22 protein-coding genes and 1 other RNA gene are annotated in these 25,092 nt (G+C 62.8%); 3 read left to right on the plus strand and 20 right to left on the minus strand.

The genetic code is table 11. From position 1 onward, the window contains the following. Positions 1-31 precede the first annotated feature (31 nt). From ftsA to rsmH, 13 genes are all read right to left on the minus strand, one after another. Positions 32-1,345: a cell division protein FtsA gene (gene ftsA / locus CCK88_RS08480; protein WP_086470013.1), complete on the minus strand. Its 1,314-nt coding sequence runs from the start codon at positions 1,343-1,345 to the stop codon at positions 32-34. Next, the gene (locus CCK88_RS08485) at positions 1,342-2,223 is read right to left on the minus strand and encodes a cell division protein FtsQ/DivIB (protein ID WP_086470014.1); all 882 of its coding nucleotides are present in this window, start codon (positions 2,221-2,223) and stop codon (positions 1,342-1,344) included. Before CCK88_RS08485 ends, ftsA begins: the two co-directional genes overlap by 4 nt. Continuing rightward, positions 2,211-3,131 (minus strand): D-alanine--D-alanine ligase, encoded by a 921-nt coding sequence (locus CCK88_RS08490; protein WP_086470015.1) that lies wholly within the window; start codon positions 3,129-3,131, stop codon positions 2,211-2,213. The genes CCK88_RS08485 and CCK88_RS08490 overlap by 13 nt, the downstream gene beginning before the upstream one ends. After that, positions 3,128-4,546 carry a UDP-N-acetylmuramate--L-alanine ligase gene (gene murC / locus CCK88_RS08495; RefSeq protein ID WP_086470016.1) on the minus strand — a complete coding sequence of 473 codons (1,419 nt, stop codon included), beginning with the start codon at positions 4,544-4,546 and terminating at the stop codon, positions 3,128-3,130. The genes CCK88_RS08490 and murC overlap by 4 nt, the downstream gene beginning before the upstream one ends. Further along, positions 4,543-5,661 (minus strand): undecaprenyldiphospho-muramoylpentapeptide beta-N-acetylglucosaminyltransferase, encoded by a 1,119-nt coding sequence (murG, locus tag CCK88_RS08500; RefSeq protein WP_086470017.1) that lies wholly within the window; start codon positions 5,659-5,661, stop codon positions 4,543-4,545. The genes murC and murG overlap by 4 nt, the downstream gene beginning before the upstream one ends. Then, positions 5,658-6,824: an FtsW/RodA/SpoVE family cell cycle protein gene (locus tag CCK88_RS08505; protein ID WP_425290617.1), complete on the minus strand. Its 1,167-nt coding sequence runs from the start codon at positions 6,822-6,824 to the stop codon at positions 5,658-5,660. Before CCK88_RS08505 ends, murG begins: the two co-directional genes overlap by 4 nt. A 198-nt stretch (positions 6,825-7,022) precedes the next feature. After that, positions 7,023-7,808, minus strand: a complete 786-nt coding sequence (locus CCK88_RS08510; RefSeq protein ID WP_086470018.1) for a DUF4394 domain-containing protein — start codon at positions 7,806-7,808, stop codon at positions 7,023-7,025. 137 nt (positions 7,809-7,945) lie between these two features. Beyond that, the gene (gene mraY / locus CCK88_RS08515; protein ID WP_086470019.1) at positions 7,946-9,031 is read right to left on the minus strand and encodes a phospho-N-acetylmuramoyl-pentapeptide-transferase; all 1,086 of its coding nucleotides are present in this window, start codon (positions 9,029-9,031) and stop codon (positions 7,946-7,948) included. Positions 9,032-9,057: 26 nt separating this feature from the next. Beyond that, positions 9,058-10,449, minus strand: a complete 1,392-nt coding sequence (locus tag CCK88_RS08520) for a UDP-N-acetylmuramoyl-tripeptide--D-alanyl-D-alanine ligase (RefSeq protein ID WP_086470020.1) — start codon at positions 10,447-10,449, stop codon at positions 9,058-9,060. A 100-nt stretch (positions 10,450-10,549) separates the two neighbouring features. Next, positions 10,550-11,986, minus strand: coding sequence for a UDP-N-acetylmuramoyl-L-alanyl-D-glutamate--2,6-diaminopimelate ligase (locus tag CCK88_RS08525; RefSeq protein WP_086470879.1), 1,437 nt, complete (start codon positions 11,984-11,986; stop codon positions 10,550-10,552). Between the two features lie 9 nt (positions 11,987-11,995). Beyond that, on the minus strand, positions 11,996-13,732 hold the full coding sequence (locus CCK88_RS08530; protein ID WP_086470021.1) for a peptidoglycan D,D-transpeptidase FtsI family protein: 1,737 nt from the start codon (positions 13,730-13,732) through the stop codon (positions 11,996-11,998). Continuing rightward, positions 13,732-14,115 carry a cell division protein FtsL gene (gene ftsL / locus CCK88_RS08535; RefSeq protein ID WP_086470022.1) on the minus strand — a complete coding sequence of 128 codons (384 nt, stop codon included), beginning with the start codon at positions 14,113-14,115 and terminating at the stop codon, positions 13,732-13,734. The genes CCK88_RS08530 and ftsL overlap by 1 nt, the downstream gene beginning before the upstream one ends. Then, a complete protein-coding gene (rsmH, locus tag CCK88_RS08540; RefSeq protein WP_086470023.1) occupies positions 14,112-15,113 on the minus strand; it encodes a 16S rRNA (cytosine(1402)-N(4))-methyltransferase RsmH in 1,002 nt (333 codons plus the stop codon). Before rsmH ends, ftsL begins: the two co-directional genes overlap by 4 nt. Positions 15,114-15,316: 203 nt before the next feature. Between rsmH and CCK88_RS08545 the strand changes: the two genes are divergently transcribed. Genes CCK88_RS08545 through CCK88_RS08555 form a run of 3 tightly spaced genes read left to right on the plus strand, consistent with a single transcriptional unit; the run spans position 15,317 to position 18,291 of the window. Further along, positions 15,317-16,813 carry a sensor histidine kinase gene (locus tag CCK88_RS08545; RefSeq protein WP_086470024.1) on the plus strand — a complete coding sequence of 499 codons (1,497 nt, stop codon included), beginning with the start codon at positions 15,317-15,319 and terminating at the stop codon, positions 16,811-16,813. Then, positions 16,810-17,253 carry a response regulator gene (locus tag CCK88_RS08550; RefSeq protein WP_086470025.1) on the plus strand — a complete coding sequence of 148 codons (444 nt, stop codon included), beginning with the start codon at positions 16,810-16,812 and terminating at the stop codon, positions 17,251-17,253. The genes CCK88_RS08545 and CCK88_RS08550 overlap by 4 nt, the downstream gene beginning before the upstream one ends. Before the next feature lie 6 nt (positions 17,254-17,259). Continuing rightward, complete coding sequence (locus tag CCK88_RS08555) at positions 17,260-18,291, plus strand: histidine kinase dimerization/phosphoacceptor domain -containing protein (RefSeq protein WP_086470026.1); 1,032 nt, start codon at positions 17,260-17,262, stop codon at positions 18,289-18,291. Positions 18,292-18,395: 104 nt separating this feature from the next. Here the strand turns inward: CCK88_RS08555 and CCK88_RS08560 are convergent, their stop codons facing one another. From CCK88_RS08560 to CCK88_RS08590, 7 genes are all read right to left on the minus strand, one after another. Beyond that, positions 18,396-19,685 carry a saccharopine dehydrogenase family protein gene (locus tag CCK88_RS08560; protein WP_086470027.1) on the minus strand — a complete coding sequence of 430 codons (1,290 nt, stop codon included), beginning with the start codon at positions 19,683-19,685 and terminating at the stop codon, positions 18,396-18,398. 45 nt (positions 19,686-19,730) lie between these two features. Then, positions 19,731-20,831, minus strand: coding sequence for a carboxynorspermidine decarboxylase (locus tag CCK88_RS08565; RefSeq protein ID WP_086470028.1), 1,101 nt, complete (start codon positions 20,829-20,831; stop codon positions 19,731-19,733). 82 nt (positions 20,832-20,913) lie between these two features. Further along, positions 20,914-21,297, minus strand: an RNA gene (rnpB, locus tag CCK88_RS08570) — RNase P RNA component class A. Between the two features lie 32 nt (positions 21,298-21,329). Next, a complete protein-coding gene (locus CCK88_RS08575; protein ID WP_244557462.1) occupies positions 21,330-22,097 on the minus strand; it encodes a J domain-containing protein in 768 nt (255 codons plus the stop codon). A 66-nt stretch (positions 22,098-22,163) separates the two neighbouring features. Next, positions 22,164-23,084, minus strand: a complete 921-nt coding sequence (locus CCK88_RS08580; RefSeq protein WP_086470030.1) for a hypothetical protein — start codon at positions 23,082-23,084, stop codon at positions 22,164-22,166. 127 nt (positions 23,085-23,211) lie between these two features. Next, positions 23,212-24,105: a methylenetetrahydrofolate reductase [NAD(P)H] gene (gene metF, locus CCK88_RS08585; protein ID WP_086470031.1), complete on the minus strand. Its 894-nt coding sequence runs from the start codon at positions 24,103-24,105 to the stop codon at positions 23,212-23,214. A gap of 3 nt (positions 24,106-24,108) precedes the next feature. Continuing rightward, positions 24,109-25,068, minus strand: coding sequence for an ArsR/SmtB family transcription factor (locus tag CCK88_RS08590; protein WP_086470032.1), 960 nt, complete (start codon positions 25,066-25,068; stop codon positions 24,109-24,111). Positions 25,069-25,092 lie beyond the last annotated feature (24 nt).

Here is a 25,092-nt window from a genome sequence, read left to right on the forward strand (position 1 = left end):
CCGAACGACCGGCCCTGCCCCGCCTTCGATCCTAGAAGCTCGATCGCAACCAGTTGCCGACGCGGGCGATGTAGCCGTCGGTGCCCGTCAATTTCCGGGTGCCACGCGGCTCCATGTATTCCTGCGAGCAGACCTGCGGGTAAACCAGCATGCCCGCAACGGTGGCGAAAGCGGCGCCTTTTGCGATCTCCGGAAGCCCGGCAATGCCCATGGGGCGGCCATTGCGCACATTTCGCGCGAGCGTGCGACGGGCCACTTCGGGCAGGCCGGTCATTTCGCTGGCGCCGCCCGTCAAAACGAAACGGCGGCCGCAGACGTCCATCATACCTGTCGCCTGCATGCGATCGCGGATCGCCGTAAGGATTTCCTCGATACGCGGGCGCATAATGCGGGTCAGCACAGCGCGCGGGATCTGCCCGGGCGCCTCGTCATGCGAAGCCCCCACCGGCTGGATCGGGATCATCTCCCGCTCGTCCGCCTGACCGGGCAGCACTGAGCCGTGAAGGGTCTTGAGGCGCTCGGCATCTATCACGCTGACCGACAATTGCCGCGCGATGTCGAGCGTAAGGTGATGACCGCCGATGGCGATGGCGTCTGCGTAGACCATGTGGCCATCGTTGAAGACAGAAACGGTGGTTGTTGCCCCGCCGAAGTCGATGCAGGCAACGCCGAGCTGCGCCTCGTCGTCGACCAGGGTCGCCAGGCCGGAAGCGTAAGGGGTGGCGACCAGCGCCTCGATCTGCAGGTGGCACCGGTGCAGCACGAGTTCGAGATTGCGCATAGCCAGCGTTTCGGCGCTCACGACGGCGACGTCGACGCCCAGCTTCTCACCGACCAGCCCCTTGGGATCGCGGATGCCCTTCTGGCCATCCAAAGCGTAACCGATCGGCAACGCATGGATGATCGATCGTTCCGGGCGCACGGACCGGGAATTGACCGCCTTGAGGACGCGCAGGATATCGCCCTTCTCCACTTCCTGCCCGTCCAGCGACACGCCTGCCGAAAAGGTTTCGGAGCCGAGGCGACCGGCTGTGACATTGACCAGAACGGTTTCGAGCGTCAGCCCGGCAACGCGCTCGGCCATGCCGACGACATTGCGGATAGCCTGCTCGGCCTTGTCGATATCGGTCACGACTCCGCTCTTGACCCCTGAGGCCGGGCCATAGCCGAAACCGATCACCTCGGCCTGATGCGTACGGCCGCGAAGCGACTTGCCTTCGGCACGCGGCGCCAGCCGGGCGATGACGCAGCAGATTTTGGTCGAGCCGATATCGAGCACTGCCACCAGCGTGGTCTTGCCAGGCTGAACCGGCCGCAGCCTTGAGGTCATCGCATCGGTCATCATGATTGTGCGTCTTCGGTGTCGTCGTGCTTGTTGGGGCGAACGGCGACAACGCTGTCGATCCGCAGATCGATGATGCTTATGTCGCGATCAAGGAGTTCGTAATCGGTCTGGTAGGTCACGAGGCGGCGCATGGCCTGGGCGACGCCCTGCTCCGGCAGTTGCACCCGCAAGCCGGTATCGTAGATCAGGTCCCAGCGGCGGTCGGCAATGCGCGAAAGCGCCACCAGACGCTCTTCGAGCACGGGAAAATTGGCCAGTGCCCGGATCATCACCAGCGCGTCGTCGGCCGCACCATCGCCGATGACCAGCGGCAAGCCGGTATAGCCACCCTTGGCCTCGCCGATCTGCTCGCCACGCCCGTCTATGAGGAAGGTGACGCCGTCCACTGCCCAGCGTGCAACCGGCTGCTTCTCGGTGACCAGAACTGTGACGTCGCCCGGATAACTCTTGCGCACGGTGACGGTTTCGATCGCCGGCAGTTCCGCGATGCGTTGCCGTGCCGCCTCTACATCGAAGCCGAGGGTGGACGTATGAGGCTGGATGCCGAGGGCATCGAAGATCTGCTGCTCGCTGGTGAGGGTTTGGCCCGAAATCACGATCTCGCCGATGGCGAGACCAGCCTGGGCAAAATTGCCCTGCGCCATGTCGCCCAGCGTTGCGGCGAGCGCACCGATCGGCTCACGTACCTGATAGAGCGCGATGCAGCCGGCCAAAAGCGCCGCCACCATCATGCTGCGGCGGATCATCCTGCCGTGCAGCACAAAGGCGCGGTTGACGCGGTTGGCGAGTTTGTTGCGCGGACGAACGGGAACAGGCAGAGCGCGGGGATCTACCAGCCGCGCTCCGGCGAGAAAGGTCTCGCTCTTTACCTGTTGCAACTCGCGTCCTCCACCATCCAGGCGACCAGATCTTCGAAACTGTGCCCCACATGGGCGGCCTGTTCAGGCGCCAGTGAGGTCGGCGTCATGCCTGGCTGGGTATTGATTTCCAGGCAGACGAGTTCGCCATCCTCGCCCACCGCGTCATTGTAGCGGAAGTCCGTCCGCGTAATGCCCCGACAGCCGAGAGCCGCATGAGCGGCAAGGCTAAGCTTTTGCACTTTGTCGTAAATTTTAGGTTTAACGTTTGCCGGAAGGATGTGACGCGAGCCGCCTTGGACGTATTTTGCTTCGTAATTGTAGAAGCTCAGATCGGTCACGATTTCCGTGACCGGCAGCGCCACGTCGCCCATCACGGCACAGGTCAGTTCACGCCCCGGAATGTAGCGCTCCACCATCAGCTCTTCGCCACCCGTCCAGTCCTCGCCCAGTATTTCCTGCGGCGGATGCGACTGGTCGGACTTGACGATGATGACTCCGAAGCTCGACCCGTCGGCAATTGGCTTGACCACATAGGGGGGCGCAATGACGTGCGAGCGCCCGACCTCGGCGCGGCCGGCAATCACGTGGTCGGTCACTGGAATGCCCGCGGCCTTGAGCATGATCTTGGCCTGATGCTTGTCCATAGCCAGGCCCGAGGCGAGTACGCCGGAATGCGTGTAAGGAATGCGCAGAAACTCGAGCACGCCCTGGATCGTCCCGTCCTCGCCATAGCGTCCGTGCAGGGCGTTGAAGGCAACATCGGGCGCAACCTCCCGCAACCGCTCGGCCACATCATAGCCGACATCGATCTCGGTGACGCGATAACCGGCCCGGCGCAGCGCGTCGGCGCAGCCCTTGCCCGTGCTGAGCGATACGGGGCGTTCGTTGGAAAGCCCGCCCATCAGGACGGCGACATGCTTGCTCATTTGGCAGTCTCGCCGATCAGCGCTTCCAGCTCACCTGGCAAAGCCGCAGCCCATTGGGTGATGTTGCCCGCGCCAAGGCAAACGACATAGTCGCCATCAGCAACGCGCGAAGCCAGCAACGGCGCCAGTGCCTCGGGCCGGTCGATGACCCGGGCATCGCGATGGCCGCGAGCGCGGATGCGGTTGACCAGCTCTTCATGTGTGATACCCGGGATCGGCTGTTCGCCGGCAGCATAGATCGGCGCCACGATGACGGTGTCGGCATCGTTGAAACAGGCGGCGAAATCATCGAACAGGTCATGCACGCGGCTGTAGCGGTGCGGCTGCACCACAGCGACGACATCACGACGGGCCGACTGCCGGGCGGCCTTGAGCACGGCAGAGATTTCCACCGGATGATGGCCGTAATCGTCGATGACGGTGACGCCCGCGACCTCGCCAGTCTTGGTGAAGCGGCGCTTCACCCCGGTAAAATTGCGCAGGCCCTTGCGGATCGACTCGGCCGGCACATGGAGCTGATCGGCGACAGCGATGGCAGCCGTGGCGTTGAGGGCGTTGTGGATACCGGGCATGGGCAGTTCCAGCCCATCGATGCGCAGTTGCGTCTGGCGGATCCGATCGCGGATCTCGACGGAGAAATGCTGAATGCCACCGCGATTTTCGAGATCGATCAGCCGCACGTCCGCCTGCGGATTTCGCCCATAGGTGATGACGCGACGGTCGCGGATTTCTCCGACCAGCGCCTGCACTTCCGGATGATCGAGGCACATCACCGCAAAGCCGTAGAACGGGACGTTCTCGACGAACTGGTGGAACGCCTTCCTGACGCCTTCGAAATCGCCGTAGTGATCGAGGTGTTCGGGATCGATATTGGTCACCACCGCTACATCTGCGGGCAGCTTGACAAAGGTGCCGTCGCTTTCGTCCGCCTCGACCACCATCCATTCGCCTCCGCCGAGGCGCGCATTGGTGCCATAGGCATTGATGATTCCGCCGTTGATTACCGTCGGATCGAGATTGCCGGCGTCGAGCAAGGTGGCGACCAGCGTTGTGGTGGTGGTCTTGCCATGCGTGCCACCAATGGCGATGGCGGTCTTGAAGCGCATGATTTCGGCCAGCATTTCCGCACGCCGGACGACCGGCAGCGCACGGGCACGCGCGGCCATCAATTCAGGATTGTCCTTCTTGATTGCCGAGGAAACGACGACCACCTCGGCCTTGCCGAGATTGTCCCCGCTCTGTCCGATCTCCACGGTAATCCCCATTTCGCGCAGGCGCTGCACATTGGGATTGAGCGACGCGTCCGAGCCCTGGACGACATAGCCCTGATTGTGGAGGATTTCGGCGATACCACTCATGCCGATGCCGCCAATGCCGATGAAATGAACCGGCCCGATATTGCGGGGCATCTTCATTGTGTGGGTCTCCCTTCGATCTGGGTATGTTTGCCGGCCAGCATCTCCGCCAGGTCCGCGAGTTTCTCGACGGCTCGTGGCTGACCGAGCTTCTGGGCCGCAGAGGCTGCTCGATTGAGCTTGTCCGGATCTGCCAGCAATTCGGTCAGTCGAGTCGCAAGCGATTGCGGTGAAAGCGTGGCCTGCTCGACCACCCATCCGCCGCCGCCTTCCTGCAGATGCAGAGCGTTGAATTTCTGGTCTGCGTCCAGCGATCCCGGTAACGGAATAAGGATGGCCGGACGTCCGATTACGCAGAGCTCGGTAATAGTCGAGGCCCCTGCCCGTCCGATCACGAGGTGCGCATCGCCGATCCGTTCCGGCAGGTCGGGAATGAACGAAGCGAGCTCGACGCTGGTGCGGGACTGGCGATAGCTTTCGGCCACACGGTCGATATCTTCGGGGCGAGCCTGCTGAACCACCTGCAAGCGGTGGCGCAGGCTATCGGGCAAGAGGGCGATGGCGGCGGGAACGACATCGGAAAGCACACGCGCACCCTGGCTTCCGCCCGTGATGACGATGCGAATAGGGCCATTGGTATCGAGCACAGGATAAGGCTTGCCGGCCAAAGGCCGAACGCGGTCGCGCACCGGATTGCCGGTGAGTACTTTTTCGAGGCTTTGCTGATCTGCAAAGCGGGTGGTCGGGAAACTCATGGCAAGGATGTCGGCAAACCGGGCAAGCGCCCTGTTGGCACGACCCATCACCGCGTTCTGCTCGTGCAGGATGCCGGGAATACCGAGAAAGTTGGCAGCGATGAATGGCGGAAAGGTCGGATAGCCCCCGAAGCCGATAACCGCATCCGGTCGCACCTTGCGCAGCTTGTGCCATGCAGTGTGGATGCCGCGCAGAATGGTGAAGCCTGCGCCAACGAGCTTGATGGGATTTGCTCCCGACGGGGTCGCGGCGGGCACGATGTGGATCTGCCGCGCAGGAAATTCGGCGCCATAGCTCTCGACCCGGTGATCGGTCATGAGTTCGACGGCGTGACCGCGACGGATCAGCTCCTGGGCAAGGGCCATGGCCGGAAACAGGTGCCCACCCGTTCCGCCCGCGATGAGGACAAAGGTTTTCATTCGGCGGGGGCTACCACGGCGCTGCGGTAAGTGGGAAGGCCGGTGACCATGCGCTCTTCGGGCTTGGTGCGGGTCAGCGCCAGCATCAGCCCCATGCCGAAGGCCACCGCGATCATGGACGTGCCGCCATAGGACACGAATGGGAGGGTCATGCCCTTGGGCGGAATGAGATTGAGGTTCACCGCCAGATTGATGCCCGACTGCATGGCGAACTGCACCGCGATGGTTGAAGCAGCAAGGCGCGCGAAGAGGCTCGACTGCCTTTGTGCAGCGATCAGAGCGCGGATCACGATAAAGGCGATAAGACCGACGAGGCCGATGCAGAAAAGAATGCCGAATTCGCCGGCGGCCGCCGAAAACACGTAGTCGGCATGCGCGTCGGGGATCAGCTTTTTGGCGATGGACTCACCCGGGCCGCGGCCGAACCAGCCGCCCTCCATTAGCGACTGGAGCGCCCGGTCGATTTGGTAGGTGTTGCCACCACCTTCGGGATTGAGGAACGTATCGATGCGGCGGGCAAAATGGGGGAAGAAGGCATAGGCGCCAAACAGCAGTCCGCCGGCCGCACCCGCAAGTCCGAAGATGATCCACCACGAAATGCCGGAGAAAAACAGCAGCACGGCCCAGGTCGCCATCACCAGCGCCGTCTGCCCGAGGTCGGGCTGCAGAAGCAGCGCCGAAACAATGATGCCCATGAGCACCATGGCAAGGAATCGGCCCGGCACATTGCGGTGGATCATATATTCGGACACCAGCCATGAGCCGATGACCGCAAAGGCCGGCTTGACGAATTCGGACGGCTGGATCGATTGACCGCCGAACGACATCCAGCGGCGCGCGCCCTTGACCTCGGTACCGAAACGCAGCGTCGCCCAGAGCAGGATCGTCATCACGATCAGGGTGCCCAGGGCGGCAAGGCGTGCCTGGCGATGATTGAGAAGCGAGGCCGCCAGCATCACCGGCACGGCCAGGGCGCAGAACATGGCGTGGCGGATGACAAAGTGCCATTCGTCCACTCCGATACGCTCGGCCACTGCCGGACTGGCGCCGAAGCTGAGCACCATGCCACAGACCAGAAGCATGATGAGAGCACCCAGAAGCTCGCGGTCAATCGACCACCACCACTCGGCTAGAGGGGTCTTTTCGGCGCGGGAAAACATCATGTGGGCTGACCGGAACGCGATACAAACTGCTGACAATTGTACCGGTGCTTTGGTTACCGATTTGCCAAGGCCATTTGCGTTTTGCGAATCCGACAGCAGAAATGCACAGGCCCCGGCATTGCCGGGGCCCGTCCTGCGTCCACAGGTTGGCATCAGGAACGTGGGCCGACACCATGTGGTTTCGGCCAGCCGAAAAACTTACTGAAGAATGGCGATATCGCTTATCGAGCCCTCGACACCCTCGATCGCGCCCCAAGCCTCGGCGGCTCCTGTTTCGAGGTCCACGGTATGCAGAACGTTGTCGACCACCAGATAGGCGGTGTTGGTCAGGTCCTCGGTGGCGGCGATATCCAAGGCATAGCTCGAGCCCTCAACCCCCAGCTTGCCAATGGCCTTGAGCGTACCGTCATTGGGCGCAACCTGCTGGATCAGCGCGGCGATGGTTGCGTCGATGTCGTACATGGCCGTCGCTTCCGGCTTGCCGATCGAGTTGGTATAGGCAGCGGCAACGATTGCCGGCGTCTCACCCTCGTGCATGTCGCCGGCCTCGAACGCGAGCGAGCCATCGACGGTGACCATGCCGTCATCGACGTTGACGCGATGATTGGTGCCATCAGTTCCCATCAGACGGAGACGATCGGCCATGGGATTGAAGTCGACGATGGCACCCTCATAGTTCGGGAGCTTTTCGGAGAGCGTGGACTTCACCGTTGCAGCACCAGTCGCGGTATCGATGGTGACGACTTCGCCAGCGAGCGAAACACCGTAGAGCATCTTGTCGGCAGGCCGCACGTCAATACCTGCGAGGCCATCGACGCCGGTGACCTCCATGGTTCCCGAGACGGCGCGGGTTTCGGTGTCGAACATCACCAGGGTCTTGCCGTCGACAAGTCCGACGGCGGGGGCTGCATGCGCAGATGCCGCGAATGCGGTCGACGATGCCAGAACGGCTGCAAGCAGTGTAAGACGGGCGGTAGCAGTCACGGAAAGTCTCCTCGTTTTCGGCCGTTGCTTCGGCCGGGGGATGGCTGTGGGACGAACGCTATCGTCACCTGCAGCTACGAGTGAGATTGACCATGGGTTTCGGGAGAGCGGATCACGGCGCCGTGATCCGTCGACTTTTATCGAAGCTTGAGGCTGGATAGCCCAATCAGCGCGAGCACGAAGGAAATGATCCAGAACCGGATCACCACCTGGCTCTCGGTCCAGCCCAGATGCTCGAAGTGATGGTGGATCGGCGCCATCTTGAACACGCGCTTGCCCGTGAGCCTGAACGATGTGACCTGCACGATCACCGACACCGTCTCGAGCACGAAGAGACCGCCAATGATGGCCAGCACGATCTCGTGCTTGGTAGCAACGGCGATTGTGCCGAGTGCGCCGCCCAGGGCCAGCGACCCGGTATCACCCATGAAGATTTGGGCCGGCGGTGCGTTGAACCACAGGAAGCCAAGGCCCGCACCAATCAGCGCGCCGCACACGACCGCCAGCTCGGCGGTGCCGGGAACAGAGTTCAGGAGCAGGTAGTCGGCATAATTCTGCGAGCCGACGAGGTAGGCGATGAGGCCAAAACACGCCGCAGCGACCATGACCGGGACGATGGCGAGGCCATCGAGACCGTCGGTCAGGTTCACTGAATTGCCCGCCGCCACCACGACGAAGCCGCCGAAAAGGATGTAGAAATAACCCAGATTGACCGCGAGGTCCTTGACGAAGGGGAACAGCAGCGATGTGCCGTAGGCTCCCGACGCCAGCTGCGAGATGGCGAAGGCGGCAATACCGCCGATCAGCGCCTCGAGGATCAGCCGTTGCTTGGAGCCAAACCCGGCATGGCTCATGCGCTTGACCTTGAGATAGTCGTCGTAAAAGCCGATGGCACCAAAGCCGACAGTGACGAACAGGACCACCCATACATAGCCGTTGCTGAGGTTGGACCACAGCAACGTGGAGATCACCGCGCCCGACAAGATCATCAGGCCGCCCATGGTGGGCGTACCCTTCTTGGTCAACAGGTGTCCCGCCGGTCCGTCCTCACGGATGGGCTGGCCGCGTCCCTGCTTGACGCGCAGCAGCGCGATCATTCCCGGCCCGAACAGGAAGACGAAGAACAGCGCCGTCACCACCGCACCTGCCGTTCGGAAGGTGATGTAGCGGAAGACGTTGAATGCGGCGAGTTGTTCGCCCAGCAGGCCGAGGAAATAGAGCATTCTGGATGGCTACTCTTGTGAGTGTGTCAGCTCTGCGAAAAGCGCGACTTGATATCGGCGACGAGGCGGGAAAGCCCGACGCCGTTGGACCCTTTGACCATGATTGCGTCGCCATAGGCAAGATCGGCGACGATACCGTCCACGGCTTCCGCGATGGTGGCGGCATGACTGGCCACCAGATGTGGCGGGAGTGCGGCGGCAAGCTGCGCCATGCTGGTTCCGACGAGGTGCACCCTCTCTGCTCCACTTGCCTTGACGGCATCCGCCAGCCCCCCATGAAGCTGCGGCGCAGCGTCGCCAAGCTCGAGCATGTCACCCAGGACGACCACCTTGCGGCCACCTGGCGGCTCGATCGATGCCAGCACGTCGAGCGCTGCCTGCATGGACGCCGTGTTGGCGTTGTAACTTTCGTCGATCAACAGCAACGGCTTTTCCGCCGGACCAAGTGCCAGCCGCTGGCCACGGCCGGGCTGTGCGCCGAACCCGGCCAGGGCCCGGAGCGCCACCTCGGCCTCGATGCCGGCAATGTGCGACACGGCAAGCGCGGCGGTGGCATTGGCGAGCATGTGCCGTCCGGCAACGCCCAGCGCCAGCGCATACCGTTCGTCGCCATGAACGATGGTCGCAAAGCTTCGGTCGGCGGCAGTTTCCACCTCGGTGATTTGCCAATCGACGCCGCGGGCGAAACCATAGGTGATGACCTTGCCGATGCCGGCCGCAGTCGCTGCTTCGAGCAGTATGCCGATCTGAGGATGGTCGCCGTTGAGGACGGCCGTACCACCCTGTTCGACACCGTCGAAGATTTCCGCCTTGGCGCGCGCGATGTTTTCGAGACTGCCCAGCTTTTCGAGGTGTGCCGGTGCAATCGTCGTGATGACCGCCACGTGCGGTCGAACCAGCTGGCTCAGCGGGCGGATCTCGTCGGGTGCGCTCATGCCCATTTCGAAGACGCCGAACTGCGCTGTCTCTGGCATTCGCGCCAGCATCAGCGGCACACCCCAATGATTGTTGAAGCTCTTGATCGATGCATGGGTTTGCCCGGCGGCCTCGAACACCACCCGCAACGCCTCTTTTGTCGTGGTCTTGCCCACACTTCCGGTGACGCCGACAATGAAGCCGCGGCTGCGCTGTCGCGCCGCGCGGGCGATGTCGGTCAATCCCTCGAGGGCATCATCGACAACGATGCGCCCCGCACCCTCGCCGCGGCCGACCAGGGCGGCAACTGCGCCATTGGCAAGCGCGGTATCCACGAAATCGTGGCCGTCGAAGCGATCGCCCTTGATGGCGACGAAGAGCGCGTCCTCCCCCAGCTCCCGGCTATCGATGGAGATGGCGTTGATCTCGGTGGCAGGCACGCCTGTTGCCCGGCCACCCGTAGCAGCAAGGATAGCGTCGAGGGTGAAGAGAGGTGGGGTCATGATTGCTCGCCGCGCCGACAGAAAGGTGGTCTGGGATACGCCCAGACCCTCCTGTGCCGCAACCCCCACCGAGCGGATCAAACCGACGTGGGTACAGAGCCTAGCCGCGCACGGCGGCCAGTACTTCCTCGTGGTCGGAAAAATGCGACTTGGTTGTGCCGATGATCTGGTAGGTCTCGTGCCCCTTGCCCGCCACCAGCAGCACGTCTCCGGGCTTGAGCGATTTCACCGCCGTCTCGATCGCCTGCTTGCGATCGGCGATTTCCTTTGCGCCCTTGGCGCCAGCGAGCACCTCGGCACGGATCGATGCAGCATCTTCCGTGCGCGGATTGTCGTCCGTGACGATCACCACATCAGCCATCTCGCTGGCGATCTCGCCCATTTGTGGTCGCTTGCCCTTGTCGCGATCACCACCGCAGCCGAAAACCACCTGCAGCTTGTTTTTGGCATAGGGACGCAGCGTCTTGAGCGCCATGCGCAGCGCTTCCGGCTTGTGCGAGTAATCGACGAAAATGGCCGCGCCATTGTGTTCAGCAACAAGTTCCAGCCGGCCACGCGCACCGACCAGCTCGGGCAGCGCGGCAAAGGCCGCAGTCTTGTCGACGCCCGACGACATGGCCAGGGCGGCCGCAATCAGGGCATTCGATACCTGGAACTCGCCGGGGATCGGCAGGTGGAAGTTGACCTTCTCGCCGATGTGCCGCACCTCGACACGCTGCCCATAACCCTCGGGCTCGATCGAGAGGATTTCAATATAGGCGCCTTCCCGCCCGACGGTCAGCAGCGTCGCGCTTGCCGAAAGCGCTGCGAACATGAACTGCTCATGCTCCGGATCGTCGACATTGACGATGGCTGCCCCGCCATCGACCAGGAGGTCGGTGAACAGGCGCAACTTGGCGTTGCGGTATTCGTCCATGTCCTTGTGATAGTCGAGGTGGTCGCGGCTGAGATTGGTGAAGGCGACTGCCTCGAAATGCACGCCATCCAGACGGTGCTGGTCGAGTCCATGGCTCGAGGCTTCGAGCGCCACATGGTCGATGCCCTGCGCCTTGAGCGCGCGCATCGCCTGGTGGAGTGTACGCGAATCCGGCGTGGTCAGCGCGCCCTCGATGGTGCGCTTCGACGTCTCGATGCCGAGCGTACCGATGCTGGCGCCGGGAACGCCGGCGTAGTCCCAGATTTGACGCACGAAAGACGCGACTGACGTCTTGCCGTTGGTGCCAGTGACCGCAACCAGGATTTCCGGCTGCGGTTCGAACACGCGGCTCGCCGCACGGGCATAGGACGCACGCACATCTTTCACGATGATGACAGGCACCCCAGGATCACCGGGAGGCGCGGTGTCGGTGACCACGGCCAGCGCGCCGCGTGCCACGGCGTCCGTGACGAACTGGTTTCCATGCACCTTTGCGCCTGGCAGCGCGAAGAAAATATCGCCCGGCTCGATCCGGCGGCTGTCGGAGTTGAGCCCAAAGACCGCACCCAGCCCCTTCTTGGGGCGGGCGCCTGAACCTTCGAGCAGCTGGGTAACGCTGATGGACACGGATCAGAATCCTTCTGGATACAAACGCCTGACGGCGGGCGGAACAATCTGTTGGTCGAGAACGTCGCTGAAATCGGGCGCGACGCCGAGCATGGGCGCCACGCGCTGGATGACGCGGCCGGTAATGGCGCCGGCATTCCAGCCCGCGGTCGTGCCCGACTGCGGATTTTCCGCCTTGGGCTCATCCACCATGATCACCATGGCGTAGCGGGGATTATCTAGTGGGAAGGCGGAAGCGAAGAAGTTGGTGACCTTGCTCGACGAGTAGCGCCCATCCACGACCTTTTCAGCCGTGCCGGTCTTTCCGCCGGCGCGGTAGCCGAGCGCCGCCTTGTTCATCTGCGAGCCCGAACCGCCCGAGGAAATGGCGTTGAGGCGCATCAGATAGCGCATGTTGGCGCTGGTCTCTTCGCTGACCACACGCTCATAGAGTGGCTCGGCTTGCGCGATCTCGCGCTTGTAGAGCGTCGGAGCGATGTAGTTGCCGCCGTTTACGAAGGCGGCATAGGCGGTGACCATATGCAGGGGCGAAACCGAAAGGCCGTGGCCAAATGAAGCGGTGGCCGCGCCGACTTCCGAGAAGCTCTTGGGCACCGTCGGCACGCGCATTTCCGGCAGTTCAAAATCGACGCGCTCGTCGAATTTCATCCGGCTCAGGAAGTCACGATAGGCCTCCTTGCCCATCGCCTGCATGATGCGGATCGTGCCGATATTGGAGGAATACTTGTAGACCTCGGGAAGCGCGAGAATGCGGTGCTTGCCGTGAAAGTCATCGATGGTGAAGCGGCCGAACCGGATACCGTAGCGTGCGTCGAATTCATCGGTGATGGAAACCGCGCCACTGTCGAGAGCACCGGCAATGGTGACCGTCTTGAAGATGGAACCCGGCTCGAAAATGCCCGAGGTGATGCGGTTGAACGTGTCCTTCACGAGGGCCGAGGCAGGCTCGTTCGGATTGAAATCGGGCACCGAAGCCAGTGCGATGATTTCTCCGGTATAGATGTCCATCATCACGCCCGCAGCCGCGATCGCCTGGTAGCGGGTCATGGCGTCGAGCACCTGCTGGTGCATGACATGCTGCACGCGCATGTCGACACTCAGCTCCACCGGCGTCAGCGCATTGCCACGGGCCAGGCCCAGCTCCTGCAAGAGCGCGATGGATTCACGGTCCATGTGCCGCTCGATGCCGGCAATGCCCTGGTTGTCGACATTGGTCGACCCGAGGATATGCGCGGCCTCGTTCATGCCCGGATAGAAGCGCTTGGACTCCGTAATAAAGTCGATGCCCGGAATGCCGAGCCGCATCACCGCTTCCTGGATAGCCGGGGTCAGTTCGCGCTTGACCCAGACGAAACCCTGGTTGCCAGTGAGGCGATTGCGCAGCCAGGTCTCGTCCAGATCGGGGAGAACCGAGCGGAGCGCCTGCACGGCTTCCTCGACATCGATGATCCGGCGGGGCTCGGCAAAAAGCGATGGCACCCGGATATCGACTGCCATTTCGAGACCGTTCCGATCAAGGATGGGCGGGCGGCTGGCCTGGATAACATCGCGGGCCTGCCCTTCAATGGTCTGGTCGGTCTCGACCATGCCGAGCTGCACAAGGCGCCCGCCGACCAGCGCGAACCCCAGCACCACGGCCAGCATCATCCAGCGGATGCGCGCCTGCGTGAGATTGCCGCGCTGCTTGCGCGTCCCCTCGAGCGCAATCGTCGGGGAGAAATCTTCGGAGACCACGGCCATTATTCAATGCCCTCCAGCTGGAGAATGGCGTCGATCGGATCGATACCTTCTGAAATGGCCGCGAACAGCGCATCCATGGCTGCGGTGTCGGGTGCCGCAGGGCGCATCGGCAGAGCGGCGAAGGAGCCAAACTGCTCCTGCTTGACCGGCGCGATGGCCAGTTCAGCCTGATGGCGCTGGACGATCGGATCGATATGCCCGGGTTGATTGAGCACCGCCCAATCAGCTTTGAGCAGCGACAACTCGCCTTCCTGTTCGCCGATATGGGCCGTGATGGCGGTCCGCTCGGCGGCCGTTCCTTCGATGGAGAACTTGAGACCATAGACGCCTGCCAACATCGCGACCGAGCTGAAGAGCAGGAAAATGTTGATGCTGCGGATCATGCGGCACCCCTGATCTGGGGCACGCCCAAGCCTGAATAGTCGGTCATGCGCGCATCTTCAGCCGTGCGAATGCCGCTGCGCAGGACCGCCGAGCGGGCCCGCGGATTGCGTGCGAGCTCCGCTGCACCAGACTTGATGGCCTTGCCCGCCTTGCGCCAGCGTAGAGGCTCGGCCGCCGTCTGCGGCAAGTGGCGCGACAACGCCGGTCCACCCTTGTCGGGATCGAAGAACCGCTTGACGATCCGGTCTTCCAGTGAATGGAAGCTGACTACGGCCAGACGGCCGCCTTCATCGAGCAGACGTTCCGCCGCGAACAGCCCCTCGACCAATTGATCGAACTCGCCGTTGACGGCGATGCGCAGGGCCTGAAACGAACGCGTGGCCGGATGCGCATCGCCGGGCTTGCGGCCGATGGCCTTTTCGATGATGCGCGCCAACTCGAGCGTGGATGCGATCGGCCCCGTCTCGCGTGCCGCCACGATGAACTGGGCGATACGGCGCGATTTGCGCTCTTCGCCGTAGGCATAGAGCAGGTTCGCCAGGTTTTCCGCGTCGAGGGTATTCACCAGATCGGCAGCGCTTGTCCCCGAACGGCTCATGCGCATGTCGAGCGGCCCCTCGCGCATGAACGAGAATCCCCGCTCCGCCTGGTCGAGCTGCATGGAAGAGACACCGATATCGAGCACCACCGCGTCGATCGGTCCCAGATTTGCGCTGAGCGTATCCAGCTCGGAAAAGGTGCCCGATACGAAGGTGAAACGATCGGGATACTCAGCCTGAAGGGCTTGGACGTGCGGCGCGACGGAGGGATCACGGTCTATGCCTATGACATGCGCTCCGGCGGCCAGCAGTGCGCGCGAATAGCCACCCGCGCCGAAGGTGCCGTCGACGATACGACAGCCATCGACAGGCGACAGGGCCGCGACCACTTCGTCCAGCAACACGGGCACATGCGGACCGCCTGGCTCATCGGTTTCGGGCAGGGAAGGCTTGCCCATATCCGCTACTACTCCACTCCAACCGATTGGCCGGTTACATAAACTAGCGACCGATCTTGCATGGGGACGCTTAAGATTCTGTTTCCCATGCCGCTTGTCGGTGCCGCGCGAATTAGCCACGCAAAACCGTGCCTCGATTAATCTATGCATATTGCCCTTATGGGCAGTTCGGGCGATGAAGGGCTGAGCCAGTCGGGAACAGCATGCCAATCACCAGCCAGACATTCGTGCGGTCCACCGCTCTCTTGCTGCTTGTCGGCCTGTTGGCGCTCCTTGGTATCGTCGGCACAAATGTGTGGCTGGTCGAACGCTCCCAGACGTATTTCGATGAAGTCATCGAGGCGCGGCGCGCGCATCGGGCCGCCACCAATCTGCGCAGCCTCCTGCAGGACCTCGAAACCAGCCAGCGCGGCTACGTCATCACTGAGGATGAAAGCTATCTCGAGCCTTATAATCTGGCGCTTCCCCAGGTCGACGAGCAGGCTGAGACTTTGCGGGAAATCCTGGCCCCCTTCCCTGCAGCCAAGGAGCCGCTTGACCAGCTGCAGGCCGACATCGACTTCAAACTCAACGAGATGGCGATCACTGTCGACATGGTGCGTGCAGGCCGCGCAGAAGATGCCGTCAATCGCATCAAGACGGATGTCGGCAAGCAGGCCATGGACGGCATCCGCACGTTCATCACCCAGTTGCTGGAAGCCATCGACGTGATCCTGGTCGACGGCGTCGGCAATCAGCGCAATACCATCAACATCCTGCGCTGGGTGTCGATTATCGGCGGCATCGTCATCCTCACTGTCGTCGGCGGCGCCATATGGGCGGTGCTGAACTATACGCGCGAGCTGGCTCAGGCCCGCCGCGCCGTGGAAGAGGCTAACTCCGGCCTCGAGGAACGGGTGCGGGAACGGACTGCAGACCTGGGCAAGGCGAACGAGGAAATCCAGCGCTTCGCCTATATCGTCACCCATGACCTGCGCGCGCCGCTGGTCAACATCATGGGCTTCACAGCCGAGCTCGAAACCGGTGTCGATCAGGTCAAGACCTATATGCAGGCCCAGCCGGACACCGACGCCGACCCGATGGCTAGGGAAGCACGGCTCGCGGCGACCGAGGACCTGCCCGAGGCCGTCACCTTTATTCGTGCCGCGACGCGCAAGATGGATGGACTGATCAATGCCATCCTCAAGATTTCACGCGAGGGCCGCCGCCAGCTCAAGCCAGAGACGGTCGACCTCGCCGAGCTCGCCGAAGCCAGCGCAGCCGCCGTTCACCATCAGGTTTCCGAGCGCGGCGGTGAAGTCGTGACCGACATCCGGGTCGGCAAGCTCATCACCGACAAGCTTTCGCTCGAGCAGATTCTTGGCAACATGCTCGACAATGCGGTCAAGTATCAGGATCCGGATCGACCGCTCCGCGTCCAGATCCGCGCCAGGCATACGCCGGGCAATCGCGTTTTCATCGAAGTGGAAGACAACGGCCGCGGCATCGCCGATACCGATCATGAGCGGGTCTTCGAACTTTTCCGCCGCTCCGGCTCGCAGACGAGCCCCGGAGAAGGCATCGGCCTTGCCCATGTCCGCACCATGGTGCGAAGCCTGGGCGGCGATGTTACCCTGACCTCGAAATTGGGGCACGGCACGACTTTTATCATTAATCTGCCGCGAGATTCGCGCAGCTACCTTGGGAGTATGGCCGCATGAACAATGCACGGCCCGTGACCATTATCATGGTCGAGGACGATGAGGGGCACGCGCGTCTCATAGAGAAGAACATCCGTCGAGCGGGTGTCGCCAACGAAATCGTTGCCTTTACCAATGGCACCGAAGCCCTGGCGTTTCTGATGGGACCCGATGGCACCGGCCTCGTCAACAAGGGGCGTCAGCTTCTGGTCCTGCTGGACCTCAACCTGCCCGACATGACCGGCATCGACATCCTCGAGAAGGTCAAGGGCAACGAGCACACGCGCCGCTCGCCGGTCGTCGTCCTGACGACAACGGACGATCAGCGCGAAATCCAGCGTTGCTACGATCTGGGCGCGAACGTCTACATCACCAAGCCGGTCGACTACGACGGGTTCGCCAATGCCATCAAGCAGTTGGGTCTGTTCTTTTCGGTCATGCAAATCCCCGAGGCTGACTAGACCAGCATGCCCAGCCGTACGCCGCATGTTCTCTATATCGATGATGATCCCGGTTTGGCCCGGTTGGTCGAAAAGGCCATGCAGCGGCGCGGCTACACTTTCACTCATGCCTCCTGTGGTGAGGACGGCCTCGAGATTATCCGCCAGGGCGGAGTGGACGTGGTCGCTCTCGATCACAACCTCCCCACCGGCACCGGGCTAGATGTCCTTGCCGGCATGGAAGGCATGGAAGATCACCCGTCCGTCGTCTACGTCACGGCATCGGCCGAGATGTCCATCGCCGTCAATGCACTGAAGGCCGGCGCCACCGACTTCGTACCCAAGACTGGGTCCGAAGAATTCATGGCACTCCTGGCCGCTGCCATTGATCATGCCATTGACCACGTGCGCCTGATGCGTGCCAAGGCAAAGGCGGAACGGGACATGCAGGAAGCGCGCGAACGCGCCGAAATGCTGCTGGGCGAGGTAAATCACCGCGTCGGCAATTCGCTAGCCATGGTTGCCGCGCTCGTGGGTTTGCAGGCCAACGCAGTCGACGATCCCGAGGCCAAGAGTGCCCTCGCCGAGACGCAGATGCGCATTCAGGCCATCGCCGGCGTGCATCGTCACCTCTACACGTCCGACGACGTACGGATCGTCCAGGTTGGCGACTACCTCAACAGTCTTGTCGGCGAACTGGAAAACACGCTCCAGTCTGAAGGCCAGACCGCAAGCATTCGTGTCGACGTCGAGGGTTTCCCGCTTCCCACCGAAAAGGTTGCGTCGCTCGGTGTGATCGTGACGGAACTCGTTACCAACGCACTGAAATATGCGTATCTGGATCGCGATCCGGGCGAAGTACGCGTCCATATGCAGCGCACCGACAATATGGTTCGCCTTGTGGTCGAGGACGACGGCATCGGCTGGAGAGGCACGGGCAAACCCCAGGGCACGGGGCTTGGCAGCCGCATCGTTCGCGCCATGGCGACCGGCCTAGGCGCCACCGTTGCTTACGGCGAGGGCCCGGGAACCCAGGTTCTGGTGACGTTCGAGGCCTGACCTCCCTCCCCACGACACCGCCCTGCCCGACGAACGTTGCGACGATCAATGCAGGTTGGACAAAAAGGCAACGGCCGGGACAGGCCCCGGCCGTTTGAACTTAATCAGGCGCCGCGCAGGCGTTCGTCACGATGTGCGGCACGTTCGCGGAATTCCGCCGCGTTGAACGCGCGATCTCCGGCGGCGTCGCGGACGCGCGTCGTGAGGCCGATCCTGCCAAGCAGATCGATGAACGGCACCGGCGGCAGCTCTTCGATATTGGCCATGCGGTGACAGTCCCATTCCCCCTTGGCGATCAGCAGCGCGGCAGCGATGGCCGGCACGCCCGCGGTGTAGGAAATGGCCTGGCTATTGGTCTCCGCAAAGGCCTCTTCATGATCGGCGATGTTGTAGATCAGCAGTTCGCTCTCGACGCCGTCGCGCACGCCTCTCACGAGGTCGCCGATAAAAGTCTTGCCCGTATAATCCGGCGCCAATGACACCGGATCCGGCAGAACAGCCTTCACCACCTTGAGCGGCACCACCTCGACACCTTCAGCCGTAGTAACAGGTTGCTCGGACAGGAGGCCCAAGCTGTTGAGCACCGTAAAGACGTTGATGTAGTGATCGCCGAACCCCATCCAAAAGCGGATGTCAGGCACATTCAGGTTTGCCGACAGGGAATGAACCTCGTCGTGGCCGGTGAGGTAAGTCGTCTGCGTGCCGACCACGGGCAAGTCATCCGTGCGGTTTACCTCGAACATCTTGTTCGCGGTCCACTGGCCCTGCTGCCAGCTCCAGACCGTACCGGTGAACTCGCGGAAGTTGATTTCCGGGTCGAAGTTGGTCGCGAAATAGCGGCCGTGGCTGCCGGCATTGACGTCGATTATGTCGATGCTGTCGACGCGGTCGAACCAGGCCGTGGCGGCAAGTGCGGCATAGGCATTGACCACGCCAGGATCGAAACCAGCGCCGAGGATGGCGGTCACGCCCTTGCGCTCGCACTCGTCGCGATGCTTCCACTCGTAGTTGCCGTACCACGGCGGCTGCTCGCAAACCTTGGTCGGATCCTCGTGGATGGCCGTGTCGATATAGGCCGCACCGGTATCGAGGCACGCGCGCAACACGCTCATGTTGAGGAAAGCCGACCCGGCATTGAGCACGATCTGGCTCTTGGTGCGGCGGATCAGGGCCTTGGTCGCCTCGACGTCGAGCGCATCGAGCTCATGTGCGGCAAGGACGCCGGGACGCTTCAGCGCCTTTTTGTCCAGGATGCCGGCGACCAGCGCTTCGACCTTGGACAGCGTGCGGGAGGCAATGTTGATGTCTCCGAGCACATCGTTGTGCATTGCTGCCTTATAGGCAGCGACCTGCGCGACACCTCCGGCGCCGATGATTAGGACGTTCTTCTTCAATTGGCACGAAACACCTTTTCCAAGTGCTGGGGATCAGTCCGCCGATCAGGACAGACTGGCGACGTAGTCGGCATAGTCGAACGACCTGACGAGGTCGGTCGTGCCGTTCTTTCTACGGATGGCTATAGCGGGCATTGCCACCCCGTTGAACCAGTTTTTCTTCACCATCGTGTATCCTGCGGCATTGAGCAGCGAGATCCGGTCCCCGATTGCCAGCGGCTGGGGAAAGTCGAATTCGCCGAACACATCGCCGGCAAGGCAGGATTTTCCGGCAATCTGATAACGATGCGGCCCCGCATTGGGAGCAACTGCTCCACTCTCGCGGTAAACCAGCAGATCCAGCATATGGGCTTCAACGGCGCTATCGACGATGGCCACTGACTTGCCGTTCTCGACGATATCGAGAACCGAGACCTCGAGTGTCGTCGTGTCAGTGACCACGGTGTCACCCGGTTCCAGATAGACCTGCACGCCGAACTTGGTCGCGAATGACTTCAGACGCGCCGCGAGGCCATCGATGTCGTAGCCATTCTTGGTGAAGTGAATGCCTCCGCCAAGGCTCACCCAGTCGAGCCGCATGAGCAGATCGCCGATCCGTTCTTCGATCGTATCCAGCAGCGCCGAAAAGGCCGAAACCGAGTCGTTCTCGCAATTGCAGTGCAGCATGAAGCCCGAGACACGGTCCATAGCGGCCTCGACGCGGCCGCGATCGCTCTCGCCCAGACGGCTGAACGGCCGCGCCGGATCCGCAAGGTCGAAATGCGAATGGCTGACACCCGGGTTGACCCGAAGGCCGACAGGCAAATGCGCTGCCTTGCCTGCAAACCGCTCCAGCTGGGCGACCGAGTTGAAGATGACCTTGTCGGAATGGGCAATGGCCTCGTCGATCTCGCCATCGGACCAGGCAACAGAATAGGCGTGGGTTTCGCCGGCAAACTTTTCACGCCCGAGCTTCAGTTCGTAAAGCGAGGACGAGGTAGTGCCGTCCATATACGGCGCAATCTGCGGAAACGTCGACCAGGTTGCAAAGCACTTCAGCGCCAGCAGGCACTTCGCGCCTGAGGCGGCTCGGAGGCGTTCCACCTTTTCGAGGTTTCGCGCCAGGGCCGTCTCGTCGATCAGGTAATAGGGGGTGGCCAGGGGCATCGCGCCAACTCCAGACAGCGTGTGCCCGCCGGAGAACGGCGGAAGGGAAGCCATCGTTTAGCGACGATGGAGCGCGAAAGTCAACGCCAGTTGACCTGTAAGCCGGGTTCTGTAGGGCCGCGTTGCCGCGACGTGGTGACCATTCATCTGAGGCGGCTGTTGCCAGCGCGCTCGTGCAACCAACCCGGACGACATGGCCTCGAAACAGGCTGGGGCAAGCCCCGCGTCATCCCTATTTGGTCTTGCTCCCGGTGGGGTTTACCGTGCGGCCTCTGTCGCCAGACGCCCGGTGCGCTCTTACCGCACCCTTTCACCCTTGCCGCTCCGAAGAGCGGCGGTTTGCTTTCTGTGGCACTTTCCCTGGGGTCGCCCCCGGCGGCATTTCGCCGTCACCGTGTTTCGATGGAGCCCGGACTTTCCTCCAACGGACAGTTACCCGTCCGCCAGCGGTCACCCGGTCAACTGGCGCGGCCTATGTGCGTGAGGACTCGCCCGCCGTCAAGTCAGCAGCGGTTGCGGCCTGGGCTTGGTGATAGCCTGATAGGCGAGGTTGATTGCCGACATGCGCGCCGTCGCCAAGTCGATAAGGTCCTCGGGCACGCCCTTGGCAATGAGACGATCGGGGTGATGCTCGGCCACCAGCAGCCGATAGACGCGGCGGACTTCCTCAGGGGGCGCATCATGACTGAGGCCGAGGACGGTATAGGGGTCGACATCGCTGCCCAGCATTACGTGCTGCGACGCGATCTGCTCGAACCGCGCCTCGTCGAAGCCGAAAATCGTGCTCACGTCCCGCAGGTAATCGAGTTCCGCCTCGTGCACGAGCCCATCGGCCGTGGCGATGAAGAACAGCCCGTCCAGAACGTGTTCAAGGGTATCGGGCGTATCATGGAAGAACCGCGCCACCTTGCGGGCATAGGCGTCGTATCCGGCCACGTCCTGCTTGGCGAGGTTGAACAGGCGCTCGACCTGCGGCTCGCTACCCTTGGCGATCTCCACCGTAGCGTTGAACGCCCGTACCTCCGATGCGGTCACCGCTCCGTCCGCGACGGCCATCTTTGCCGAAAGGGCAATGAGCGCCAGCGTGAAGGCGGCGTCACGCCCGCCGGGCAGCCAGGTGTCGGGATCGAGGATATTGGCGACATGCCCGGCCACGCCGGTGCGCTGGGAAAACGAGCCCAGGAACTGCGCCAGTTTCTGCCAGACATCGCGGTTTTCATCGGCCTTGCGGACGCAGCACAGCATGGGGACGCCTTTCTCACGCATGGCCGACACACCTATCCCCTTCCCTGCCTCAGGTCCATGTCCATGCAGGCATGGCCGGCCTGCGGACTATTGGAATGGGTAGTAGTAATCGTCGTCATAGGCCCGGGGGAAGCGCTGGACACGATTGGCAGGATTAGGGCCCTGGTCGAGGAAGAACCCGTTGGGATCGTAGTCCGAAGGTGTCCGAGCCTGCGCACCACCCTGGCGGTTGGCGAGAAATTCGGACAGCGGACCGCTTTCCCATTCCTCGAGGTCCTGGGCAGTGGTCATCGGGTCCTGCGTGTCGATGATCAGTGGAGGCTGCTGCGGCGATATCGCCGGAACAACCGGTGCCGGAGCGGTCGTACGGGCAATTTGGGTGGGGCGCTGCGACACCGGCGTGGGGAAACCAACCACGCGGCTCGCGGGCGCTGTAGTGGCCGTACCCGAAGGGGCAGATGGCGAAGTCGCTGAGGACGGGACTGAAGGCGCCGCAGTTTGCGCGGGCGGAACGGCAGCCACAGCCTCGCGCGCAGGCTGCGTTGTCGTTGGCGCGGGCGTGGTTGTCGGGGTCCGAGTCGGCGCGGTTGCGGCCGTAGCAGACGGTGTCGTGCCGCTGCCGCCGGAAATATAACTTGGCAGCGGCCGCCCGGACGTCAGGAAATCGTCGACCGCATCGCCGGTTGCGGCACCCGGACGGGTCGCCGCCGTTGTAACAGGATCGGTTGCTTGCGGTTTGGCGGGTGTCTGGGTCGATCGCTCGGGCGCAGGAGTCGGAGTGGCAGCGGGCGCTTCCGCCACATCCTCCGCCTGCGGGCGCTGTGACGACGGCGTGGGCAGGCTGGGCGCCACCGCCTCGGTTTCGTCGGCCTCAACCTGCGGATCGACCACGGCCACCTGCGGTGAACCGCTGAATTGTTTCATGACCATGTCCGCTGCGGGGATGGCAACGACAAGCAGGGCACCGGCCCAGGCCAGTCCATTGGTGATACGGCGATCAATCGGCATACAGTACGTCTTCCAACATTCTCCGCCCGTGCGCGGGGACATGGCCTGTCTTCATGGCCACAATATGAAGCGGCCATGCACCATCATCCCGCCCTCTGCCTGAACGGGCAATGAACGAAACCGTGTCCTAGGGCCGCCGCCCAAGCAGTCGCGCGAGAGCAAGCACGAGGTTGGAGCGATTGAGCGTATAAAAGTGGAACTCGGTTACGCCCTCGTCGAGCAGCTCCGTTACCTGTTCCGCCGCGACGGCCGCAGCAACCAGCGCATGGGTTTCCGGATCGTCGTCGAGGCCGTCGAAGCGCTCGGCCAGCCAGCCCGGGATCGAGGCCCCACAACGGGCGGCGAAACCCGAAATCTGCTTGAACGAATGGATCGGCTGGATGCCCGGCACGATCGGCGCCGTGATGCCGGCCTTTCGGGCGCGCTCGACATAGCGCAGGTAATCGCCGTTCGAAAAGAACATCTGGGTGATGGCGCGGTTGGCGCCGGCATCGATCTTGCGCTTGAGGTTGTCGATATCGGCCTGCCAGTCAGCGCTTTGCGGATGCTTCTCGGGATATGCCGCCACGGAGATGTCGAAATCGCCGAGCTTGCGGATCCCTGCAACCAGGTCCGCGGCGTTCTGATAGCCCTGCGGATGAGGCGTGAACGGCTGGCCGACGCCCTCGGGCGGATCGCCACGCAGCGCCACGATGCTGTTGACCCCTACCGCCTTGTAGCCACGGACAACCTCATCCACTTCGTCGCGCGTCGCCCCCACGCAGGTGAGGTGCGCGGCTGCAGGAACTCCGGTATCCGACGTGATGCGGCTGACCATGCGGAGCGTGCGCTCTCGCGTCGACCCACCCGCGCCATAGGTCACCGAAACGAAACGTGGGCTGAGGGGCGCCAGCTTGGCGATACTGTCCCAGAAGCGCTCTTCCATCGCATCGGTCTTGGGCGGGAAGAATTCGAAGGAGATTTGCAGCGGCGGGCGCTGGTCGGCCGTTTTCCGGCTTGCGCGCAGATTATCGTCTAGCATCGTCTATTCCGTTCTGGTGCGGTCGCCCAGGTGCCACAGGCACACGGTCAGGCCGCGATCTTTCGTATCGCTGGGAAATTCGCGCATGCCGAGCACATCGAGCCCGGCCAGCGATGCCCAGTCGGACATCTGCTGCCGCGACAGGCCAAGCCGTCTGTGGGCATGGTCCGTGCGCAAGAATTCGAGATCGTGCGGCGCGAAGTCCACGATCAGGATTTCGCCGCCCCGCTTCAACAGCCGGCGCGCCTGGGCCAGCATCCGGCCAGGATCGTCGAAGTAATGCAGCACCTGATGGATGACGATAACGTCCGCCGGACCGATGGAAGGATCGAGACCACCGATATCGCCCAGCCGAACCTGTGCATGGCTGATGCCGGAAGCGGCCAGGCGCGCCCTGGCGACCGCGAGCATCTCCCGGCTCGAATCGACGCCCACGGCGCGCTCATAGGCAGGCGCCAGCACTTCCAGCATCCGGCCAGTACCCGTCCCCAAATCCACCAGCAGGTCGACCTTGCGACCACCCAGTTCGGCCAGCACCGCGGCCTCGACGGCGGCCTCGGGCACATGGAGCGTCTTGAGCAGGTCCCAGCTCTCGGCGACCTTGGCAAAATAGTCCGCCGCCAGCGACTGCTGCTCGGCCCGCATCTCGGCTTGCCGGGCGCGATCGCGCTGACGTTCCGGAGTTTCGGCATCGAGACGGGCCGTGATCCAGCGTCCAAGGTCTGCGCCCTGCCCATCGGGCGCAAGGCGATAGTACGCCCAAGCTCCCTCCGCATGGCGCTGGACAAGGCCGGCATCGGCCAGGAGCTTCAGATGCCGGGACACCCTCGGCTGGCTCTGGTCGAGAATGGCCGTCAGGTCCTTGACCGAGTGGTCGCCATCGGCCAGAAGCGCAAGCAGCCGCAGGCGGGTATCTTCACCCGCTGCCTTCAGCACCACTACCAATTCGTCCAGCCCGGCCATTCGCACCTCAGATATAAAGATATC

It is taken from the genome of Devosia lucknowensis, assembly GCF_900177655.1.
In the GTDB taxonomy this organism is placed as follows: Bacteria; Pseudomonadota; Alphaproteobacteria; order Rhizobiales; family Devosiaceae; genus Devosia; species Devosia lucknowensis.

Coding starts and splice junctions, on each gene's coding strand:
- CCK88_RS08490 (WP_086470015.1), bottom strand. CDS start 3,131: ATGAGCAAGCATGTCGCCGTCCTGATGGGCGGGCTTTCCAACGAACGC.
- CCK88_RS08565 (WP_086470028.1), bottom strand. CDS start 20,831: ATGCCCCTGGCCACCCCCTATTACCTGATCGACGAGACGGCCCTGGCG.
- murG (WP_086470017.1), bottom strand. CDS start 5,661: ATGAAAACCTTTGTCCTCATCGCGGGCGGAACGGGTGGGCACCTGTTT.
- mraY (WP_086470019.1), bottom strand. CDS start 9,031: ATGCTCTATTTCCTCGGCCTGCTGGGCGAACAACTCGCCGCATTCAAC.
- CCK88_RS08590 (WP_086470032.1), bottom strand. CDS start 25,068: ATGGCCGGGCTGGACGAATTGGTAGTGGTGCTGAAGGCAGCGGGTGAA.
- CCK88_RS08505 (WP_425290617.1), bottom strand. CDS start 6,824: ATGATGTTTTCCCGCGCCGAAAAGACCCCTCTAGCCGAGTGGTGGTGG.
- rsmH (WP_086470023.1), bottom strand. CDS start 15,113: ATGGGCAAGCCTTCCCTGCCCGAAACCGATGAGCCAGGCGGTCCGCAT.
- CCK88_RS08555 (WP_086470026.1), top strand. CDS start 17,260: ATGCCCAGCCGTACGCCGCATGTTCTCTATATCGATGATGATCCCGGT.
- CCK88_RS08545 (WP_086470024.1), top strand. CDS start 15,317: ATGCCAATCACCAGCCAGACATTCGTGCGGTCCACCGCTCTCTTGCTG.
- ftsL (WP_086470022.1), bottom strand. CDS start 14,115: ATGATCCGCAGCATCAACATTTTCCTGCTCTTCAGCTCGGTCGCGATG.
- murC (WP_086470016.1), bottom strand. CDS start 4,546: ATGAAGATGCCCCGCAATATCGGGCCGGTTCATTTCATCGGCATTGGC.
- metF (WP_086470031.1), bottom strand. CDS start 24,105: ATGCTAGACGATAATCTGCGCGCAAGCCGGAAAACGGCCGACCAGCGC.
- ftsA (WP_086470013.1), bottom strand. CDS start 1,345: ATGATGACCGATGCGATGACCTCAAGGCTGCGGCCGGTTCAGCCTGGC.
- CCK88_RS08575 (WP_244557462.1), bottom strand. CDS start 22,097: ATGCGTGAGAAAGGCGTCCCCATGCTGTGCTGCGTCCGCAAGGCCGAT.
- CCK88_RS08580 (WP_086470030.1), bottom strand. CDS start 23,084: ATGCCGATTGATCGCCGTATCACCAATGGACTGGCCTGGGCCGGTGCC.
- CCK88_RS08520 (WP_086470020.1), bottom strand. CDS start 10,449: ATGACCCCACCTCTCTTCACCCTCGACGCTATCCTTGCTGCTACGGGT.
- CCK88_RS08530 (WP_086470021.1), bottom strand. CDS start 13,732: ATGGCCGTGGTCTCCGAAGATTTCTCCCCGACGATTGCGCTCGAGGGG.
- CCK88_RS08550 (WP_086470025.1), top strand. CDS start 16,810: ATGAACAATGCACGGCCCGTGACCATTATCATGGTCGAGGACGATGAG.